Origin of the sequence: Stutzerimonas chloritidismutans (assembly GCF_051486945.1) — a bacterium.
GTDB classification, from domain to species: Bacteria; Pseudomonadota; Gammaproteobacteria; order Pseudomonadales; family Pseudomonadaceae; genus Stutzerimonas; species Stutzerimonas chloritidismutans_B.
In genome coordinates, this window is record NZ_JAHVDX010000002.1 from 482,202 (window position 1) to 501,288 (window position 19,087).

Here is a 19,087-nt window from a genome sequence, read left to right on the forward strand (position 1 = left end):
CGCCCCTCCCCATCAGGCATCATTGATCAGCACGGTGGCGGCCGGACGCCACTGCTCAGGGGCAAGGGACCATGAACAAGAACGAAGCGACATTGCCGATCTATACCTCCACCGGAAAACCCGCAGGACGCATTCGTCAGAAGAACGAAGAGACGATCCTCACCGCCGCCGCGGAAGAGTTCGCCCGTCACGGCTTCAAGGGCACCAGCATGAGCGCCATCGCCCTGCGTGCCGGGCTGCCGAAGGCCAATCTGCATTACTACTTCACCAGCAAGCTCGGACTATACGTCGAGGTCATGCGCCACATCCTTGAGCTCTGGGATACGGCCTTCGATGACCTGACTGTCGATGACGACCCGGCACAAGCGCTGGCTGACTACATCCGCATCAAAATGGAGTTTTCACGACGCAACCCGGAGGCTTCGAAGATTTTCGCGATGGAGGTCATCAGTGGTTGCGAATGCCTGTCCGAGCACTTCAACCAGGACTACCGCAACTGGTTCCGTGGCCGCGCTGCCGTGTTCGAGGCCTGGATCGCCGCCGGCAAGATGGACCCGGTGGACCCGACACACCTGATCTTTCTGATCTGGAGCGCCACGCAGCACTACGCTGACTTCTCCCACCAGATCCAGCGCGTTACGGGTAACAAGCGCATGACCCGCAGCGACTATGCCCTGGCGACCGAGAACCTCATCCGCATCATTCTCAAGGGCTGCGGGTTGACGCCACCGCCTGAGGCATGAGCGGTGTCGTCGCCTGGCTCAGGGCTGGCGCCTGAACACCAGCGCCTTGAGACCGCTGTTAGCGCTGATATCGGGGAATTCCGGGGGGTTGGCCAGCCGCTCGACGAACCGGAGTTCTGGCGCTTCGGCGGCCACGCCCTGGACGAGAAAGTCCGGCCCAGTGTCCGGGTCGTTGATGCAGGCGAGCACGGTGCCGGTAGCGGTCAGCAACTCGGGCAGGCGCCGCAGAATTTTGGCGTAGTCCCGGCTTAGCGCGAAGCTGCCTTTTTGAAACGATGGCGGGTCGATGATTACCAGGTCGTATGGGCCTAACTTCTTGACCTTACCCCACGACCTGAAGAGTTCGTGCCCAAGGAACGCGACCTCCTCCAGGTCATGCGCGTTGAGGCGGTGGTTGTCGCGCCCGCGGCTCAACGCGGCTCGCGCCATGTCCAGGTTGACCACTCGCTCGGCGCCGCCGGCAATGGCCGCTACGGAAAAGCCACAGGTATAAGCGAACAAATTCAGCACATGTTTGCCACGGGCCTGCTCACGAACCCAGCGCCGGCCGTAGCGCATATCGAGAAACAAGCCGTTGTTCTGCTTGATGCCAAGGTCCAGCTTGAAGCGTAGCCCGCCTTCGTTGATCACCCACTCCTCGACCGGCTCACCGACCAGCCGCTGCATGTGGCTGTCTGGCAGGTAGCGATGCTGCAGCAGCAAGGTATGCGCCCCACTTGCCTGCCACGGCTGGCCTTCGGTGAGCGCGATCAGCATATGGATCAACGCCTCGAGTTCAGCCTCTGCCGGCTGACGAAACAACGAGACCAGCACCACGCCCTGCAACCAATCGACCGTCACCTGCTCCAGCCCCGCCCAGCAGCGCCCTCGGCCATGGAAGAGTCGCCGGGCTTCGTCCGGCACCTGCGATAGCGCCTGGATCAGGTGTTCGCGGAGGGTGGCAAGAGCATTGAGGTTCATGGCAAAGGCCGTTTGGAAAAGCCGCGCATTCTAAACCCGAACCCCGCCATCTGCAGCGGGGCCGTCAGGCCGGGCTGGCTGTCTTCGCCGTGCGACGGCTACGGGCGCCCGTCTTGCCACCCTTGCGCTTCTTCTTCCAGGGTGCGGCGCGACCGGCCGGCATGGCCGGGCCACTGATCGTCAGGCGAACGCCCTTGCACCGCTCGACCTGCTTGCTCATCCACGCCGATTGCTTGGCGACGAATTCATCCAGGCTCATCTCGCCGCTCTGGACCATGTCCAGTGCCTGTTCCCAAATAGCCGTGGTGCCCGGATCGGCGATCGCACGCGGCACCGCGTCGATCAGGCTGAAAGCCGCTGGGGTCGCGCTCAGCGCCTTGCCTTGCTTGATCAGGTAACCGCGGTCGAGCAGGCCCTGGATAATGCCGGCCCGAGTCGCTTCGGTGCCGATACCGGTCGTGTCCTTGAGCTTTTGCTTGAGCCGTGGGTCGTCCACCAGCTTGGCGACATTCTTCATGGCCTTGATCAAGTCGCCTTCGGTGTATGGCTTGGGCGGCTGGGTCCAGAGGTCCTTCAGGTGGATGTCGAAGATCGGGCACGACATGCCTTCGCGCATAACAGGCAAGCGCTGTGGCTCAGGCGCTTCGCGGCCTCGCGCCAAGGCTTCAGGCATCGCCCGCTTCCAACCCGGCTCGACGATTTGTTTGCCGACCGCACGCAGTGCCTGGCCGGCGCAGTCGAAATCCGCCTGGGTGCGGTCGAATTCGTGATTGGGTAAGAACTGTGCAAGGTAACGCGCGCGGATCAGCGCGTAGACCGCACGTGGTTTGCCCACCAGCCGCTCGAAACCACGCGCCGCCGCGGTCGGAATGATGCCGTGGTGCGCACCGACCTTGGCATCGTTCCAGGCGCGTGAACGCCGCCCGGGCTCAAGATGCGGTTGCAGGTCGGCCAGCCCCGGATCAGCCTGCGCCAATGCGCGCAGGATCGCCGGCGCCTCGCTGTGCTGGCTCACCGGCAGATAACCGCAATCACTGCGCGGGTAGGTGATCAGCTTGTGTGTCTCGTACAACGTCTGGGCGATGTCGAGCGTCTCCTGAGCGCCCAGCCCCAGGCGCTTGGAACAGATTTCCTGCAGCGTGCCCAGATCGAACGGCAGCGGTGCCGGCTCGCGCAGGCGTTCGGTCTTGAGCTTGACCAGGTGCGCCGAGCCAACCGCGCGCATGGCCTCTTCGGCGCTGCGGGCCAGGCGCGGATCGAGGCAGCGGCCCTGCTCATCACAGGCCGTCTCCGGCGCTCGCCACTGCGCGGTGAAAGGCTCGGCTTGCTCGCCGAGCAACTGCACCTCGATCGTCCAGAACGGCTGCGGGACGAAATCGGCGATGCTCCGATCCCGGTCGACCACCAGCCGCAGCGTCGGCGTCTGCACGCGCCCCACCGGCAGCACACCCTGATAGCCGGACTGCCTACCGAGCAGGGTGAACAGCCGGCTCATGTTCATGCCAATGAGCCAGTCGGCCCGCGAGCGTCCCAATGCAGACTGGTAGAGGTTGAAGGTCTCGGCGCCCGGCTTGAGCGCGCCGAGCGCCTTACGGATCGAGGCATCGTCCAGTGCCGAAAGCCAGAGGCGCTGGACCGGCCCGCGGTAGCGACAGTGCTCGACCAGCTCCCGCGCGATCATTTCGCCCTCGCGGTCGGCGTCAGTCGCGATAACCAGTTCACTGGCCTGCCCGAGCAGGCGCTTGACCGCCTTGTACTGGCTGGCGGTCTTGGCCTTGACCTCCATCTTCCAGCGCTCAGGCACGATGGGCAGATCGGTCAGCACCCAGCGCTTGTAGCGGGCGTCGTAGCTGTCAGGCGGCGCGGTTTCGAGCAGGTGCCCGATGCACCAGGTCACTGTCACGCCATCGCCGGTCCAGCACCCATCCCCACGCCGCGTGGCGCCCAGCACCTTGGCAATGTCCTTGGCCTGAGAGGGTTTTTCGCAGAGAAACAGCCGCATCGGTCTTCACTGAGTCGTTACGTGCCGTACAGCATGCGCAGCGAGGCAGCGGCAGGCAAGAAATATCTGTATGGATATACAGATATTTGACCCATGATCAGGGCCGACTGGCATGTTCGATTGATTGCCGGTCGAGCGACTCCGCCTCTGCGATACCACCGGTGCCTAGGAACGCAATAGCTTCAGAACCCGCGAAACGAGCGTCTCGATTGCAAACGGCTTCGTAAGCACTTGCATCCCCGGCCCTATAGAGCTATCCCCGAGTGCCGCGTTTTCTGCGTAGCCGGTAATAAAGAGGGTTCGCAAGTCTGGCCGGACTTCTCGTCCGGCGTCGGCCATCTGGCGGCCGTTCATCCCACCGGGCAAGCCTACATCGGTGATCAATAAGTCGATGCTCACCCCGGATCTCAGGATTTCCAACCCCGATACACTGTCGCAGGCTTCCAGAAGTGTGTAACCAAGGTCTCCTAGTGCATCCATGAGCAGCAGGCGAACCGTAGGCTCGTCGTCCACGATCAGTATGGTTCCATAGGCCGGTGTCGGGGCGCTCACCGACTTACCTGGTCCCGCAACGCTGGTGCTGGCGCTGCCGTGGTAACGCGGTAGGTAGATCCGCATCGTGGTTCCCTTTCCAACCTGAGAGTCCACGCGCACCTGGCCCCCAGACTGTTTGGCGAACCCATAGATCATCGAGAGGCCAAGACCGGTGCCCTGGCCAATTGGTTTCGTTGTGAAAAATGGATCAAAAGCCTTGGCTATGAGCTCGGGAGTCATGCCGGTGCCAATATCCGTGACGCTCACCGACAGGTATTCACCTTCAGGCAGCTCATAGGCCTTAGCCTCATCCGCATTGAGGCAGTGATTGGCCGTTTCGATGGTGATGCGTCCGCCGTCCGGCATGGCGTCGCGGGAGTTGATGCAAAGATTCAGCACTGCATTTTCCAGCTGACTTGCATCCACGAAAGCCGGCCATAGATCCGCAGCGCTTGTTGTCGTCACAACAATGCTCGGCCCGACACTACGCTGGACAAGCTCGATCATTCCATCGACCAGCACATTCACATCGATCGGCTGCGGGTCCAGGGTTTGGCGTCGAGAGAAGGCCAGGAGCCGATGCGTCAGCGCAGCGGCGCGTCTCGCGGCCCCTTGCGCCGCGTGCAGATAACGGTCGACCTCGTTTGTTCGACCCTGCGATATGCGCAGGCTGGTCAGCTCAAGCGCACCGGTTATACCGGCAAGCAGGTTATTGAAGTCATGCGCGAGCCCTCCGGTCAGTTGGCCGACCGCCTCCATTTTCTGAGACTGGCGCAGCTTTTCTTCCGCTTGGATCAGCTCTGCTGTCCGCTCGGCTACGCGCTGCTCCAGCGTATCGTTTAAAGCACGCAGCGCAGCAGTGGCCCGGTCGCGCTCAGCCTCGATGGATCGCCTGTCTTCTACATCGATCAGGACCCCGGGAAAATTTTGCGGCGTGCCGTTGTCGTCGTGGTCGACACGTCCGTTTGCTTCGATCCAGTAGTATTTACCGTTGGCGCGGCGAACCCGGTACTGATGGGCATAGGCGCCTCCGCGTGCAATAACTCCGTTGATCGCCGTAATCAGTCCGTCCCGATCCTCCGGGTGTACGGTCGCGATGATTTGCTCAAGGCTCAGGCCTGTCCGCCCCAAGGCAGGGTCAAGACCGAAGGCTCGTGCGAAGCCTTCGTCCACCGTGAAGCGATCGGTTGGCAAATCCCAGTTCCAGGTACCGATGATTGCACCGGCTGCAAGCGCAAGCTGAACCCGTTGAACGTTCTCTCGAGCAATGGATTCGCTGACTTTGAGCCTTTCTTCGGCGCTACGTCGCTGGGTGACATCGCTAAACAGAATGGCAATCTGACGGTCCGCCGGGTCGCCCACGCGAACCGCCCGGACATCGAACCATCGGCTAAAGGCTTGAGCGTAGTTTTCAAAATTTGCGGGCTCTCCAGTCCTGGCGACACGCCCATAGGTGTCGAACCAGAACTGCTCAAGATCCGGCGCGAACTCTGTTACCCATTTGCCACGCAGGTCGACGCCGGCTTGCCGTTCAAAGGCAGGGTTCACATCGACGAAGCGATAGTTGACCGGGCGATCAAGATCATCGAACTTCACCTGAACGATTGCAAAGGCCGCGTCGATCGTTTCCAGGATCGTTCGGAATCGCTCTTCGCTATCACGCAGTGCTGTCTCTGCAGCTCGCATACGGGTGAGATCGAGCATTGCCCCGATCATGCGGACAGCCCGCCCGCTAACATCCCGTATAACCTGGCCGCGATCCAACACGTCCGCATACGAACCATCGCTGCGCAGGAAACGATATTCACCGCTCCATGTCGTTCCGCTGCCATGGATGACAGCGTGGATAGAGGAATGGATACGCTCCCGATCTTCCGGGTGGATATGCGCAACCCACCATTCCCCTGAGCTGCCAACCTCACTTAGCTGGTGGCCGTAGGCGGTGCCTAACGCCTCGTTCCAGATGACGTGGTTCGAATGCAGGTCCCAGTCCCAAACCGCGTCATTGGTCGCTTTGGTAGCCAACCGGTAACGTTCATGGGCCTCGTCGGCATCCGAACCGGCTGCCTGGGCGCCTGCAGGCTCATGCAGCATCCAGAGAAAGCCTGTGTGTAGGCTGTCCTCGTCCCGCGTGGGCGAAATCTCGATCGCCGCCCACAGACGCTCGCCATCCTTACGCAGGAGATAGCGATGCCCTGCAGCGAGTCCAGTCTCCAATGCCTTTCGCATCTCAAACTCGGCCACGCGCTCGGCTCGGTCGTTTGGCGTCAGGATTCGCTCAACGCTGTGCCCCACAATCAGTTCGGCGGGCCAGCCGAAAATACGCTCAGCGTCGGCGCTCCAACAGGTGACGCTCCCTTCGCGGTCAGTCGAAACGTACGCCGGTTCGATCCCGCTCCGGCCGCCAGTTCCGCGTATAGCGGCATCAATGAATTCTGATGGGCCAATTTCCTGCTCACGCTCGGCGAGCGCAGCACGCAGATGTAGCACCTCAGCCTCAAGCGCTTGTCGAGTAAGTTTTTCCAGTGACATGACGACCTTTGAGGCTAGGGGTACCGAAACGGATGGTTTCAATCAGACCAGAAAGCGTCAGGGTTTGCACAGACCGACGCGCCCGCAGATGACCGTCAACGACAACCGGCTGCCGGGCAAGGCGGCCCCAGCGATTACGTGACTGGCGAATCCAACGGCGAGCGCAATTCTTTTCGACATTCACCGGGACGGCAGCGCCAACCTGCTCGACATCGCCCAGTCCAGCTCCAACAGCCTGTTCGAAGCCTCACAGCGCAGCACCTGGGCGATCGGCGATACCCGGCATCATCGACCAGACCGGCACCGGCAATCGCGCATTCCTGATCCCGGGCACCTATAACATCGGCACGGGCACCGACACGGCCGTGATCTCACAGAGCGGCGCCTTCAACACCGCAACGGTCACCCAGCGCTGACGGATGGGGGGCGGCGGATCGGACCGCAATACCGGGCACATTCACCTGCCCGTCGCATCCGCCCGCTGCTGATTGAGCCATACCCGGGGCGATACCCCGCATTGGGATTTGAACGCGCGCGAAAGCGCAGCCTCCCCGCTGTAACCCGCTTCATCGGCGATCAGGCGGAGGGGCTGGCCGTTCAACAACCACTTCTGAACCAACCCGATTCGCCAGCGCTGCAGATAGCTCGCCGGCGTCTCGCCCACCGCGTCACGAAACCGATTCGCGAACACGCTTCGCGACATCCCCGCCTCGGCCGCCAGCGTTTCAACGGACCAGTTCCGTTCCGGCGCCTGGTGGATCGCCGCGATCGCCCGCCGCAATTGTTGGTGAGCGAGGCCCGCGAGCAAACCGACCTGTGTGCTGCCGTTCTCCATCAATTGCCTCAACAGCTGGATCAATAGCACCTCGAACAGACGATCCAGCATGGCCTGACGCCCGCAATTGCTGGCCTCTGCCTCGGCGAACAGCAACGACAGCACCGGCACGCTATCGGGTAGCTCAGCAAGAGGAAGGCACACGCATGTGGGCAACGCCCTGGCGAGCGGGTTGGCTGCGTCGCCTTCAAAGGCGATATGGGCGCACACGAACTCGGCGCCATGTTCGGCGTCGGTCACGAACCGATGCGCATGTGGCCGGGGATAAAACAGCAATGTAGGCCCATCGAGGCAATGCACCCGCGCATTGCCATGCCACACCTCCGCCCTGCCCTGCTTCAAAAGGTGCAACTGCCCATACGGAAGGTCGCCATCCAGGGTGTTGATGCCACAGAGAGGCCCCGCCTGGAAGGTACGGGCGCTGACGGCGAAATGCCCCAGCAGGCCAGCCAATCGATCAACCATCAAATACGATCCGTTAAGAATTAAGGACAAAAAGCGAGTTTCCGTATCGTATAGCCCTAGATACTGTCTCCCGTCAACGCAACACCACCTACAACCTTGCTGAACGAGAGGAACAGACCATGAACAAATCCCCGCGCAACGCCCTTGCAGTATTCGCAACCGCAGCCCTGCCCGTCATGGCGCTGGCCGCTGACTCCTTGAACGAGGCCGCTCGCTCGGCCAGTACCGTGACCACTCAAGACGGGGTGGAGCTGTACTACAAGGACTGGGGCCCCAAGAACGGTCAGGTCGTTATGTTCAGCCACGGCTGGCCGCTCAGCTCGGACAGCTGGGAATCGCAGATGCAATTTCTGGCAGACAAAGGCTACCGCGTCATTGCGCATGACCGCCGCGGGCATGGCCGCTCCAGCCAGCCTTGGGATGGCAACGACATGGACCACTACGCGGACGACCTCGCGGCGGTGATTGACGCGCTGAACGTGAAGGATGTGACCCTGGTTGGCTTCTCCACCGGCGGTGGCGAGGTGGCCCGTTACATCGGCAGGCATGGCACTCGCCTGGTCAAGAAAGCCGCGCTGATCAGCGCCGTTCCACCGATCATGCTGAAGACAGACAGCAACCCGAACGGGCTGCCCCTGTCAGTCTTCGACGGGCTGCGCAAGGCTTCCAACGAGGACCGCTCCCAGCTGTATCTGGACATCGCCTCTGGGCCGTTCTTCGGCTACAACCGCCCCGGCGCCGAACCCTCGCAAGGCCGGATCCAGTCGTTCTGGCGGCAGGGCATGATGGCCGGCGCGAAGAACACCTACGATTCCATCGCCGCCTTCTCCGCGACGGACTTCAGGCCGGACCTCGCGAAGTTCGACGTTCCTACCCTGGTGGTCCACGGCGACGATGACCAGATCGTACCGATCGAAACCTCCGGCAAGGCCTCGGCGGCGCTCATCAAAGACGCCAAGCTCATCATCTACAAGGGCGCCCCACATGGCCTGGCGGACACCCATAAGGACCAACTGAATCAGGACCTGCTGAAGTTCCTGCGCGACGAGTAAACGAGCGGCAGCACTCAGGGATGCCAAGCGCGAGCTTCGGCATCCCTGAGCTGTTTACGACGCTGAGCAATCAAGGCTTGGGCAGGTAGCCCGGCAGACGCTCGATGCGGGCCATCCAGCGCGCGACGTTTGCATACGGCGCAAGATCGACATCGCCTTCCGGCGCCAGCACGACGTAGGGGTAGACCGCGCAGTCGGCGATAGTCGGCCGGCTGATCGCCAGCCAGTCGTGGCGCTGTAGATGCTCATCCAGCAGCTCGAGCACAGCCGGCGCTTTCGCCAGCGCCGCCTCCTGGTCAAGCGGATAGCCAAACTTCTGCACCAGCCGCGCGGCACAAAGGCTGTGCTGGACCTCATTAGCGGCAAAGGACAGCCACTGCACGATGTCGGCTTGCCCACGGCCGTGGTCCGGCCACCAGGCCAGGCCGCCATAGGTCGCGGCAAGGTAGACCAGAATGGCCTGTGAATCGCGGATCACGTAGCCGTCATCCTCGAGGACGGGCACTTGCTCCAGCGGGTTGAGTTCCGACAGTGGCGGTTTTTTGTGCGCGCCGCTGGCGAAATCCACAGGCACCAGATCGAGCCCAATATCCGCCAGCGAGGCGAACATCCGTACTTTGTAGCAGTTGCCGGATGCTTCCACGTCATAGAGTTTCATGGTGTACCTCTCAAACGAGTTGATTGAATTCAAGGACGTTGCCATCCGGGTCGCGGATGAACAGCGCAACGCGCCTCGGGCCAATGGCATGCGGCCCCTCGGTGATGACGATGTCTCGCTCGCCCAGCCAGTGCTGAAGCGCATCGAGGTCATCGACGATGAACGCAGGGTGGGTCATGCCGGGCCGCTTTATCGGCGCATCCAGCAGTGGGTTGTGCGCGTCGGGTGACCGGGCGCCGTTGAAGATCAAATTGATGCGTACGCCATCCGCGCTGAGCATTTCGTTGGCTTCGAACAGCGGAAAGCTCGCGCTTTCGACGAAGCCCAGCGCCTGATAAAAGGCCATCACGCGGTTTCGATCGCTGACCCGGATGCCGATGTGGTCGTAGGCGAGGATCCGGGCGGGGCTGGATGATTGGGTCATGTGCGACACTCCAGTGACTATAGGGCCCTGACAGTGTCAGCCGGTGGGGGCGTTTCACCTATGCCGCCGACCTGACAACATCTATGCAGCAATCGCACAAATCCGCAGGTGGCAATGGACAAGCTCAAGGCAATGGCCAACTTCGTACGCATCGTCGATAACGGCAGCCTGAGTTCGGCCGCCGATGCCAGTGGGCAATCTGTGGCGTCGGTGGTGCGCTCGCTCGCCGCGCTCGAACGCCAGCTGGGTATACGCCTGCTGAACCGCAGCACCCGGCGCATGGCCCTTACCGACGAGGGCGCCGAGTATCTGGCCTGGAGCCGGCGGATATTGGCCGAGTTCGCCGACATGGAGCAGCGGCTGGAGACGAGCGACGGCGCCGTGCGCGGCCTGCTGCGCCTCACTGCCCCGGTGGAGTTCGGCCAACGTTACATCGCGCCGCTGGTCAACGCCTTCCTCATGGAGCATCCGCAGATGCGGGTCGAGTTGAGCCTGAACGATGTGATCGTGCCGCTGCTTGACGAAGGGCTAGACCTCGCCCTGCGCATTGGCCGCCTGCCCGATTCGGCCATGGTGGCGCGCCAGATTGGCACCACCCGGCTGGTCACATGCGCCAGTCCCGCCTACCTGAACGCCGCCCCGGCCATCGACACCCCGGCTGAACTGAGACAGCACCCCTGCATCGCCTTCGCTGCCCAGGGGCGCCATTGGTACTACCGTCTCGACGGCAAGGACCATCCCGAGGAAATCACCCCACGCCTGACGACTAACCAGATCCGCACCGCCAGCCTCGCCTGCGTTCAAGGCCTGGGCATCACGCGGCTGATGCACTACCAGGTCGCCGACGAACTGGCCGACGGCAGCCTGGTGAGAGTGCTGAAGGACTACGAACCGGACGACCTGCCCATCCAGCTGGTCTACCCGCACGCCTTACAACTGTCGCCGCGGGTGCGAGCCTTCGTCGAATGGCTGTGCCCACGGCTGGAAAAGGGGGTGCCGAGGCCGGGTTGAGGGAGAAAAATCGCATGCGGCCACGGCCATCGACCAATCCGCAACCAGCCTCGCTAGCCTCTCGACAGCAATAGCCAAGGCGAGGCCCGCTCTGGCGCTCGTCGCGCTGTCATGAGCGAATCGCCAGGTCCAGGCAGGTCATCGAAACTGCCGGTACAGAATGGGGACCATGCGCACCGCATCGTTGGCGTAGCGCTTTGCCAGCCGCCGCGGCTCGGTACACATCCGGTGCAGCCATTCGAGTGACATCCGTTGCATCCATCTCGGCGCCCGCTTGACCTTGCCGGAGAGGAAGTCAATCGATGCTCCGACACACAGTCCAACCCCTCGTGCTCGCCCATCTTCCTGGATCAAATGCCCCAGGATTTCCTGCCGCGGGCAGCCGACGGCAAGCACCACCAGCTCGGCGGGGTGGTCGATGACGAAGTCCAGGCACGCCTGAACCTCCTGCGGGTGGTCGAAGAACCCCATCGGGGGGTTGTGATGCAAGAACGTCACGTTCGGGTATCGCCGACGCATCGTTCGCATTTCCGTGGCGTCACTGCCAATCACCGTCACGCGCCACGCCCTCGCCTCGGCAATGTCCATCAATTCTCCGGTCAGGTTGCTGCCGGGGATTACCTCCGGCACCGGGGTACGCAGCAATGCCATCAAGCGTTTCAACACTTGGCTGTCGCAAATCCGGTGGCTCGCCGCGGCATAGGCGCGGCGCAGTTCAGTGTCGTCTTCGAGCCGGACCACATGGTTCACGTTCGGCGTGACGATATAGCTGAACGCACGCCCGCTCGCCGTGATGACATGGTCGATGAGCTCGGCATTCGACCCGTCGTAGAAATCGATATCGAACCCTCTGATCGTGCTTTGCCTGCTGCTACAGGAGGGTCGCTGGTTTCCATGAGGCTCCGTGCGTCCCGGGGACTTCTGCAAAAGCTCTCTCCTCGTTCGGCGCGTGGCACTGCACGCGGGGTACGTTAAAGCTCAGCTCAGCGATTCATTGCCGTAGCTGTGACTGCTCTTAAAACTGAACCCGGCCGAACGCAGAGGTTCGGGCGAGGTGCCGAGGCGCCTGACCAGCAGCAGGCCTTTTCGGCGGAACTGCGCGGGTCAGTCGTTGAGCGTGGGGAGGAAGGAAAGGGCTGAATTGCTATGAGTGGGCGTAACGGCCCAGGTACTGCGTTTGCCTAAACAAGCGATCCGCGGCGTGCCGAACCCTACTGATAGGAATAGGCAATGACTAGAGCCGATATGGCATAGCGCAACAAACCTCCCCTTCCTAGCATGGCTGCACCCTATCTCTCAGGAGCCCGCCCCATGAGTGCAGTCAAAACCCTGTTTATCACCGGCGTCAGCAGCGGCTTCGGTCAGGCCCTGGCCAAGGAGGCGCTCGCTCAGGGCCACCGAGTCATCGGCACTGTTCGCAGTGAATCGGCCCGCGCGGCCTTCGAGGCACTGTGCCCGGAGCGGGCCCATGCCGTGGTGCTGGACGTGACCCACTTCGATGCGGTCGATGCCGTCGCCACCACGGTGGAGGCCCAGCATGGCCCAGTGGATGTGCTGGTCAATAATGCCGGCTATGGTCACGAAGGCGTGTTCGAAGAGTCATCGCTTGAAGCGATGCGCCAGCAATTCGACGTGAACGTGTTTGGCGCGGTAGCGGTTACCAAAGCTTTCGTGCCCTATTTTCGCCAGCGGCGGTCGGGGCATATCCTCAATATCACCTCCATGGGCGGCTACATCACCATGCCGGGTATCGCCTATTACTGCGGCAGTAAATTCGCGCTGGAAGGTATTTCCGACACCCTGAGCCAGGAGCTGGCGCCGTTCAATATCTTCGTCACCGCCATAGCGCCAGGCTCGTTTCGTACGGATTGGGCGGGGCGCTCGATGCAGCGCACGCCGCGAAGCATCAGCGATTACGATGCGAGCTTCAACCCGGTGCGCAAAGCCCGCGAGGAGAAGAGCGGCCACCAATTGGGCGACCCACAGAAAGCCGCGCGCGCCATGTTGGCGATTATCGCCAGCCCCAGCCCGCCGACCCACCTGCTGCTAGGCAGTGATGCACTGGCGCTGGTGCGTGACAAGCTACGGCGCTCGGCCGAGAGTATTGAGCAATGGCAGGCGCTCAGCTGTTCCATCGATGGTTGAGCATTGAAGGGAAAAAACAGGGCAGCCGATGGCCGAGAACCAAGACCCGATTACCGTTGAAATGGTGCAGCTGATGAGCCGGCTGGCGCCGCTCGAGGGCTACAACCTGAGCCCGCTGGATGATGTGCGTTTTTTACGCTCCAACCGCCCATTGACACGCACACCGGTGCTTTACGAGCCCGGAATCGTCATCCTCTGCCAGGGGCAGAAACGCGGCTATCTAGGGGATGAGGTTTACGTTTACGACGCCCAGCATTATCTGGTCGTATCGGTACCGGTGCCCTTCACCATGGAGACGGACGCCAGCGAAGCGGAGCCAATGCTGGCGGTCTACCTGCGGCTGGACTTCACCCTGGCCGCCGAGCTGATCCAGCAAGTGGATGAGGTGCGTGGCTTCACCATGGCCGAACCGATGGGCATGTACGCCTCGCCCATGGATGAGCCACTGCGCCAGTCGACCCTACGTTTCCTGCAGGTGATGGCTGATAGCACTGATGCGCAGATTCTCGGCCAGGCCATGCTGCGCGAACTGTATTACCGCATTCTCACCGGCGACCAGGGCGGCACCCTGCGCGCGGCCATCGCCCAGCAGGGCCAATTCGGCAAAGTGACGCGCGCCATTCACAAGATCCACTGCTGCTATCAGGAGCGTTTGAACGTCGAAACCCTGGCCCAAGAAGCGCAGATGAGCGTGCCCAACTTTCACCTTCACTTTCGCAAAGTGACCGACTCCTCGCCCATTCAATACCTCAAATCCACACGGCTGCACCAAGCGCGGCTATTGATGCTGCGTAACGACATCACGGCAGCCAAGGCTGCATTTCTGGTCGGTTATGAAAGCGCCTCGCAATTCAGCCGCGACTTCAAGCGCCTCTTTGGCCGCACTCCCCTCGCCGAGGTTACGTGGATGAAAGCAGCATACGAGTTGCCCGCTCCACGGACACAGTCGCCTTTTGTGTCATCACACTGATGAGCGCTGGATTGGCTTAACCCGGGTCATCAGTGAAGTAATCCAAGCGCCCGACCTCGATACGAGTGTCTGCCTTTGGCCGCAGCAGCCTTCGGCAGCTGTCTCCAGTCAGCCCAAACCGCCTGACCGATTGCTGGTTCCGGTCCAGGCGGCCAATCGAAGGATCCGTGTTCCTAGGCCGAGTCCTAACGTCTGCTCGAAAAACCCAGTTGCGCAGACAAAGCGGAAAGGCCCGCCCAGCTCCGGGTTCTACCGTGGGACTTAGGCCCTCGGGCCGGAATTCCTGAGCGGTTGCGTAATCAGACATACCAATGAGGCACTCACTCAGGATGCAGCCCAAGGGGTTCGGAAGGCATCGACAGAACGCATTCGCTCCGAACGGCTTCGCAAACCCTTGCCATCGGGTTCGAGGGTTTTGTCGCCTGCGGGCCTCTGTATCAGCCTCGGCGATAGCGGAACGCTGCGGTCACGGCCGCTGACAGCGGCGGGCTTCCGCCAAAGCACAGTCGTTCTGGCCTTCGATTTCATGCAACTCGGCGGAGTAACTTATGGCAGAGGAAACACATGCCCTCAGTGACGTTCTCGATCAACTTGAGAGCTCGATCCACGGCGAGAGCATAGCGGTATCAGAAGTGATCGAGCGGCTCGGGCAACACTCCTTTGCTTCGCTGATGCTTGTGTTTTCGCTCATCTCCACCTCCCCGGCGAGCGCCATACCGGGCATCACAGCGGTCGTCGCTACGGTCGTCTTCATCCTTGTCGTGCAGATGATTGCCGGGCGCAACTGCCTCTGGTTGCCGGGCTTCATCACCCGCAGGCGGATGTCCAGCCAGAAGCTCTGCAAAGGCATCGGCTGGTTGCGCAAGCCGGTGCATTTCGTCGAACGATTTCTGAAAGCGCGGCTGACCTTCCTCAGTCAGCGCCCATGGCTCTGGTTGCCGTTGATCCTGGTGCTGTGTCTGACGCTGTTCATGCCGTTCATGGAAATTATTCCGACGTCGGGCTCCATCGCCTCGGCCGTGATCGCGCTGTTTGCCGCCGGCCTGCTGACGCGGGACGGAGCGCTGATCCTTGCATCGCTTGTGTTGTTGTCCGCTGTCCCGGTGGCCGTTTGGTACTTCGGTTTCGCCGGTTAGATCGGTTGATTCATGTCTAAGGTTATCGCGGCTGCGGTCGCACGCTGCGGAACGCTGAACGCTGAACGCTGGCATTAGCGCCATGACAGCTGACCGGGAGTTTGCCCCGCATGTATTTGCGCCGCGCTTTTGCTGATAGCCATGACCGTCAGCTATCGGCCAGGAGCAGCCTGTCGAATTCGGCTGAAACGCCCTAAGCGGCCGGTCATGGCGGCAGATCTCGACCAATATTTCGGTCTGTCGCCCTGGCCACGGTCGGACGCCGCTACTGTGAAGGTCTCTCTAGCATTGCCCGACTGCGCCCGCGGCACGCGGCGAGTAACTCCTCGCTGAGCTCCACGTCGTCCAACGCACGTGCCAGTGTCACTCCGCCGACCATCATCACAGCCAGCTGCAGCGCCTGTTCTCTGCTTCCGGCGCTCACCGGCAATGCGGCTTGCAGGCGCTCGACAAAGCCGCTGAAAGTGCGCGTGTAGCTTTGCCGAACGGGGTCTTTCTGCAGCGCCACGTCGATGGCCATGAACGCCAGAGGGCAGCGCGGGTTGCCTCCTTGCGCGTGGTCGTTCTGTAGATAGCCGTCCACCAGCCTGCTCAGGCCTTGTTCGCCCAAGGTGTCGAAGTGCGCGGCGCCTACTCGGGCAGCGTGGGCGATGGCTTGGCCGTAGAGTTCCGCCTTGCTGCGGAAGTGGTGGTAGAACGCCCCGCGCGTCAGACCGGCGTCTTCCATTATTTCGTCGATCCCTACCGCATCGAAGCCGCGCAGCGAGAACAGCCGGGCTGCGCTGTCGAGAATGCGTTCCTTGGTCTGATCGCAACGGTTTTCTGGCCAAGCCATCGAGAGTCCTCCGAATTATGTTCTTGAACATACAGTGCGACTTGGCAGCATGCACGCCTCTCTCCGAAGAAGGAAGCTTTACGATGGCTCTACATATCTATGGCCCCGCTTTCAGCACGCTGGTACGCAGCGTGCGCCTGTATTGCCTGGAAAAAGGAATAACGGCCGGCAGCGGGATGAGCGTCGACGGCCTGCCTGTGCCCCTGCGCAGCGCCGAGCACTTCGCCTTGCATCCTTTCGGCCAGGTGCCGGTACTCCTGCATGACGGGAACAGAGTTTTCGAAACCCTGGCGATCTGCGGCTATCTCGACCGAACATTTCCCGACAGCTCGTTGAAGCCGGAAGATGCCGCTAGCCAAACCCTGGTCGATCAGTGGGCCAGCGCACTGATCACCACGGTGGATACCTGTCTCATTCGCCGCTACCTGCTACAAGTCTTCGGCCCGCGCGTTGCCAAACCGCTCGCCGGCCCCGCGCTGGCTGAAGCAGAGCAGGCCGTCGACCGGACCCTAGCTATGCTAGATGGCGAACTCGGCAAACGGGACTTCTTCTGTGGCCCCCGCTATAGCCTGGCTGACGCCTTGCTGACCCCGATGCTTGACTACCTGACGCGCATGCCAAGGCGGGAATGGTTGGCCGGGCGACCAGGGCTCGCGGCCTATCTTCAGCGCATGCGTCAGCGGTCGTCGGGGCACAAGGTACTGGTTGCGCCCGACTTCAGCGAGTTGCAGCCGGTAGGCTAGAGAGTTATATCGTCGCAAGCGCCGCCGCCGACAACCTGCCGTCGCTGTCGGCGGCCTCGCGCTATAGCCAGTACTTCAGATAGCTGGCGCGGCTGCGCGCGTTGTTCACAGATATATCTTCTGCTGACCGGCCGCTCTTGGCCGGTTGCGGCCAGTGCTCTCGTGATCACCTCTTTGGGTTAGCGATGAAAGCGCCCGGGGGGCGAGACGGCCAGGGTCGGCTCGATGCGCAGCACGCCAGCGCAGTCATACAGACCTCAGCTAGTCCTTTGCAAATCATGTCCTTCCAGCTCTCGCTCGATTCGACTCCACTCCCCACGAAGTCGAAAACGCAGGTAGGCGACAAGAACTTTGTGGCGCATGCGGTGGAATCTGTAAGTCCGACGAGCCTGCTGGTTGCTGTCAATGGTATCGGCAAGACGGGTGCTGTCGAATGCCGTCCATATCGGTGGTATAGGTGCCTGCATGTTCGAGTAGCAGACGGGTGCCACCTCCTCGAAGAAGGCTTCCTTTACCGCAGCACGGTCGTATCCTGCCACCTCCCGTGCTATTGCCGGATAATCGATCTCGTTGTCGATGAAGACGTCCGAAAGCGCCGACCATAAACGAACTTTGTCGTCGTGTGTCAAAACACTTCCCACTTGGAGAGCTCCTCGAGTTCGTCATCTAGGGCATCGGCCGCCAGGCTGCCTGCAACTCCGCCAGCTGCACTGCCTGCAAGTACCAAGGCAATAGCACAGAAAGGAGCGCCAGGGCCGCAGACGAGCGAGACGCCAAGGCCTGCGAGAAACCCGCCAGCAGCGCCGGCGCCGATAATCATGCCTTGGCGTGCAGTCTCCTTTACCTTGTTATCAGCATTGAGGATCTCGTATGTTGCAAATGCCGCAGTGACCATGATGCCTACCTTGCCCATGATGCGCAGGCGATCCGAGCCCTTTGTAAACTTGGCGTTGTCCCGGCCAGAGGATTCAAGGACTTCATAGTGGATCTGCCGCTTTTGCTCGATCGTGAGCGCCTCGTAGGGCTTACCAAACTTGCGGGTGGCGTACTTTTCGAATAGTTCAGGCAGGGTTGGTGGAGTTTGCTTGTGCTGCTGTGCTTTGGCGAGCCCGGTAGCCGAAGTCAGCTTGCGGTGCTCCGCCATGATTTTGTTGCGCATCTCGTGGCAGAACTCGACCCCTGCCTGGCTGCTTATCTTGCCTGCTGCCACATCCGACCGTACCTGAGCGGATATCCGCTTGATGTTTGCGGCGTAGCTGGCGCGTGTCTGCGCGTCCCTAATGGCATCAAGTGAGAATCTTGTCGCCACGCCTTCCATGCTGGCGAGGGCCTCGTCGAGTGGCGAGCCAGGCAGGGTGTGAGCGCTCTGAGTCTGGTATTGGCCAAGTACCTCAATGCTTTCCGTCATACCTGGCTACTCTCAAAGATGATAGCGAGCAGCTTGTCCGTTACGGCGGGCTGCTCGCCAGCCTCTGGTACGGGGATCTCAACGCGGGTGCAGATTGACCCCGAGAGATTGCTAAAGGCTACTCGGTTGTCGCTGCCGATGACGCCATCAAGGCTAGATCCGTCATCAAAGTGGGCGATGCACTTCCAGCCGGCGTAGCACTCAGTTGCCGGAATCTGAAAGCTGATCCATTTGTCGGTCGCCAGAGGTGGCGGGGCGGTGAAGGGCGACGTGATAACCGTATCACCAATCAGCACATCACCCGATCCGCCGATGATTACTCCGCCATGGCTCAGCGTGCTGTCTAGCATCGCCGCATTCTTGCCGTTGATAAATACGGTGGAAGAGACAGCACCGGATATGGCCTGGCCACAGCCAGCAGCATCTCCAAGGCGCGCAGCGGGGAGGTTATTGAACAGCACATCCGGGGAGCCGGACGTGATGGCCGGCGTGCCATGTCCGGGGACCGGGCAGGAGGTTGGGTCGCTCAGGCGAGCTGCGGGTTTGCCTGACATGAGAGTCCTTCTCGTGGTTTCGTCCAGAAATGGATCCGTTGGATCACGGCAGGCCACTGTAGCGGACGGATTAGAGCGTT

18 protein-coding genes are annotated in these 19,087 nt (G+C 61.5%); 7 read left to right on the top strand and 11 right to left on the bottom strand.

Features of this window, described 5'->3' with window-relative positions:
- Positions 1-71: 71 nt before the first annotated feature.
- The gene (locus tag KXR72_RS09335; RefSeq protein ID WP_437420833.1) at positions 72-743 is read left to right on the top strand and encodes a TetR/AcrR family transcriptional regulator; all 672 of its coding nucleotides are present in this window, start codon (positions 72-74) and stop codon (positions 741-743) included.
- A gap of 18 nt (positions 744-761) precedes the next feature.
- On the opposite strand, the gene KXR72_RS09340 is transcribed toward KXR72_RS09335, so the two are convergent.
- The 4 genes from KXR72_RS09340 to KXR72_RS09355 all read right to left on the bottom strand — a co-directional run bounded on the left by KXR72_RS09340 (position 762) and on the right by KXR72_RS09355 (position 8,071).
- Entirely contained in the window at positions 762-1,703 is a 942-nt protein-coding gene (locus tag KXR72_RS09340; protein WP_437420834.1) for a class I SAM-dependent methyltransferase, read from the bottom strand.
- Positions 1,704-1,767: 64 nt separating this feature from the next.
- Complete coding sequence (locus KXR72_RS09345; RefSeq protein ID WP_437420835.1) at positions 1,768-3,705, bottom strand: DNA topoisomerase III; 1,938 nt, start codon at positions 3,703-3,705, stop codon at positions 1,768-1,770.
- Positions 3,706-3,870: 165 nt separating this feature from the next.
- A complete protein-coding gene (locus KXR72_RS09350; RefSeq protein ID WP_437420836.1) occupies positions 3,871-6,771 on the bottom strand; it encodes a PAS domain-containing protein in 2,901 nt (966 codons plus the stop codon).
- 457 nt (positions 6,772-7,228) lie between these two features.
- A complete protein-coding gene (locus tag KXR72_RS09355) occupies positions 7,229-8,071 on the bottom strand; it encodes a cupin domain-containing protein (protein WP_437420837.1) in 843 nt (280 codons plus the stop codon).
- A 119-nt stretch (positions 8,072-8,190) separates the two neighbouring features.
- On the opposite strand from KXR72_RS09355, the gene KXR72_RS09360 reads away from it, so the two are divergent.
- Positions 8,191-9,123: an alpha/beta fold hydrolase gene (locus KXR72_RS09360; RefSeq protein ID WP_437420838.1), complete on the top strand. Its 933-nt coding sequence runs from the start codon at positions 8,191-8,193 to the stop codon at positions 9,121-9,123.
- A gap of 70 nt (positions 9,124-9,193) precedes the next feature.
- On the opposite strand, the gene KXR72_RS09365 is transcribed toward KXR72_RS09360, so the two are convergent.
- Together KXR72_RS09365 and KXR72_RS09370 are read right to left on the bottom strand one after the other, a co-directional pair.
- Positions 9,194-9,781 carry a glutathione S-transferase family protein gene (locus KXR72_RS09365; protein WP_437420839.1) on the bottom strand — a complete coding sequence of 196 codons (588 nt, stop codon included), beginning with the start codon at positions 9,779-9,781 and terminating at the stop codon, positions 9,194-9,196.
- 10 nt (positions 9,782-9,791) lie between these two features.
- Positions 9,792-10,205 carry a VOC family protein gene (locus KXR72_RS09370; RefSeq protein ID WP_437420840.1) on the bottom strand — a complete coding sequence of 138 codons (414 nt, stop codon included), beginning with the start codon at positions 10,203-10,205 and terminating at the stop codon, positions 9,792-9,794.
- Between the two features lie 114 nt (positions 10,206-10,319).
- Between KXR72_RS09370 and KXR72_RS09375 the strand changes: the two genes are divergently transcribed.
- The gene (locus KXR72_RS09375) at positions 10,320-11,216 is read left to right on the top strand and encodes a LysR family transcriptional regulator (protein WP_437420841.1); all 897 of its coding nucleotides are present in this window, start codon (positions 10,320-10,322) and stop codon (positions 11,214-11,216) included.
- A 138-nt stretch (positions 11,217-11,354) separates the two neighbouring features.
- Here KXR72_RS09375 and KXR72_RS09380 read toward each other — a convergent pair whose 3' ends face one another.
- Positions 11,355-12,143 carry a WecB/TagA/CpsF family glycosyltransferase gene (locus KXR72_RS09380; RefSeq protein ID WP_437420842.1) on the bottom strand — a complete coding sequence of 263 codons (789 nt, stop codon included), beginning with the start codon at positions 12,141-12,143 and terminating at the stop codon, positions 11,355-11,357.
- 384 nt (positions 12,144-12,527) lie between these two features.
- Between KXR72_RS09380 and KXR72_RS09385 the strand changes: the two genes are divergently transcribed.
- The 3 genes from KXR72_RS09385 to KXR72_RS09395 all read left to right on the top strand — a co-directional run bounded on the left by KXR72_RS09385 (position 12,528) and on the right by KXR72_RS09395 (position 15,467).
- The gene (locus tag KXR72_RS09385; protein ID WP_437420843.1) at positions 12,528-13,361 is read left to right on the top strand and encodes an oxidoreductase; all 834 of its coding nucleotides are present in this window, start codon (positions 12,528-12,530) and stop codon (positions 13,359-13,361) included.
- A gap of 28 nt (positions 13,362-13,389) precedes the next feature.
- Positions 13,390-14,331, top strand: coding sequence for an AraC family transcriptional regulator (locus KXR72_RS09390; RefSeq protein ID WP_437420844.1), 942 nt, complete (start codon positions 13,390-13,392; stop codon positions 14,329-14,331).
- A 548-nt stretch (positions 14,332-14,879) separates the two neighbouring features.
- A complete protein-coding gene (locus tag KXR72_RS09395) occupies positions 14,880-15,467 on the top strand; it encodes an exopolysaccharide biosynthesis protein (protein ID WP_437420845.1) in 588 nt (195 codons plus the stop codon).
- A 265-nt stretch (positions 15,468-15,732) separates the two neighbouring features.
- Here the strand turns inward: KXR72_RS09395 and KXR72_RS09400 are convergent, their stop codons facing one another.
- A complete protein-coding gene (locus KXR72_RS09400; protein ID WP_437420846.1) occupies positions 15,733-16,302 on the bottom strand; it encodes a TetR/AcrR family transcriptional regulator in 570 nt (189 codons plus the stop codon).
- 83 nt (positions 16,303-16,385) lie between these two features.
- Between KXR72_RS09400 and KXR72_RS09405 the strand changes: the two genes are divergently transcribed.
- Positions 16,386-17,045 (top strand): glutathione S-transferase family protein, encoded by a 660-nt coding sequence (locus KXR72_RS09405; RefSeq protein WP_437420847.1) that lies wholly within the window; start codon positions 16,386-16,388, stop codon positions 17,043-17,045.
- A gap of 257 nt (positions 17,046-17,302) precedes the next feature.
- On the opposite strand, the gene KXR72_RS09410 is transcribed toward KXR72_RS09405, so the two are convergent.
- From KXR72_RS09410 to KXR72_RS09420, 3 genes are read right to left on the bottom strand one after another with little or no spacing between them, the layout of a single operon-like run.
- Positions 17,303-17,686 (bottom strand): DUF7079 family protein, encoded by a 384-nt coding sequence (locus KXR72_RS09410; protein WP_437420848.1) that lies wholly within the window; start codon positions 17,684-17,686, stop codon positions 17,303-17,305.
- Positions 17,671-18,453, bottom strand: coding sequence for a hypothetical protein (locus tag KXR72_RS09415; RefSeq protein ID WP_437420849.1), 783 nt, complete (start codon positions 18,451-18,453; stop codon positions 17,671-17,673). The genes KXR72_RS09410 and KXR72_RS09415 overlap by 16 nt, the downstream gene beginning before the upstream one ends.
- A complete protein-coding gene (locus KXR72_RS09420; protein ID WP_437420850.1) occupies positions 18,450-19,007 on the bottom strand; it encodes a PAAR domain-containing protein in 558 nt (185 codons plus the stop codon). Before KXR72_RS09420 ends, KXR72_RS09415 begins: the two co-directional genes overlap by 4 nt.
- Positions 19,008-19,087 lie beyond the last annotated feature (80 nt).

Bases quoted from the DNA above. Each gene is read 5' to 3' on its own strand.
- KXR72_RS09335 (WP_437420833.1), top strand. From the start codon at position 72: ATGAACAAGAACGAAGCGACATTGCCGATCTATACCTCCACCGGAAAA.
- KXR72_RS09340 (WP_437420834.1), bottom strand. From the start codon at position 1,703: ATGAACCTCAATGCTCTTGCCACCCTCCGCGAACACCTGATCCAGGCG.
- KXR72_RS09345 (WP_437420835.1), bottom strand. From the start codon at position 3,705: ATGCGGCTGTTTCTCTGCGAAAAACCCTCTCAGGCCAAGGACATTGCC.
- KXR72_RS09350 (WP_437420836.1), bottom strand. From the start codon at position 6,771: ATGTCACTGGAAAAACTTACTCGACAAGCGCTTGAGGCTGAGGTGCTA.
- KXR72_RS09355 (WP_437420837.1), bottom strand. From the start codon at position 8,071: ATGGTTGATCGATTGGCTGGCCTGCTGGGGCATTTCGCCGTCAGCGCC.
- KXR72_RS09360 (WP_437420838.1), top strand. From the start codon at position 8,191: ATGAACAAATCCCCGCGCAACGCCCTTGCAGTATTCGCAACCGCAGCC.
- KXR72_RS09365 (WP_437420839.1), bottom strand. From the start codon at position 9,781: ATGAAACTCTATGACGTGGAAGCATCCGGCAACTGCTACAAAGTACGG.
- KXR72_RS09370 (WP_437420840.1), bottom strand. From the start codon at position 10,205: ATGACCCAATCATCCAGCCCCGCCCGGATCCTCGCCTACGACCACATC.
- KXR72_RS09375 (WP_437420841.1), top strand. From the start codon at position 10,320: ATGGACAAGCTCAAGGCAATGGCCAACTTCGTACGCATCGTCGATAAC.
- KXR72_RS09385 (WP_437420843.1), top strand. From the start codon at position 12,528: ATGAGTGCAGTCAAAACCCTGTTTATCACCGGCGTCAGCAGCGGCTTC.
- KXR72_RS09390 (WP_437420844.1), top strand. From the start codon at position 13,390: ATGGCCGAGAACCAAGACCCGATTACCGTTGAAATGGTGCAGCTGATG.
- KXR72_RS09395 (WP_437420845.1), top strand. From the start codon at position 14,880: ATGGCAGAGGAAACACATGCCCTCAGTGACGTTCTCGATCAACTTGAG.
- KXR72_RS09400 (WP_437420846.1), bottom strand. From the start codon at position 16,302: ATGGCTTGGCCAGAAAACCGTTGCGATCAGACCAAGGAACGCATTCTC.
- KXR72_RS09405 (WP_437420847.1), top strand. From the start codon at position 16,386: ATGGCTCTACATATCTATGGCCCCGCTTTCAGCACGCTGGTACGCAGC.
- KXR72_RS09415 (WP_437420849.1), bottom strand. From the start codon at position 18,453: ATGACGGAAAGCATTGAGGTACTTGGCCAATACCAGACTCAGAGCGCT.
- KXR72_RS09420 (WP_437420850.1), bottom strand. From the start codon at position 19,007: ATGTCAGGCAAACCCGCAGCTCGCCTGAGCGACCCAACCTCCTGCCCG.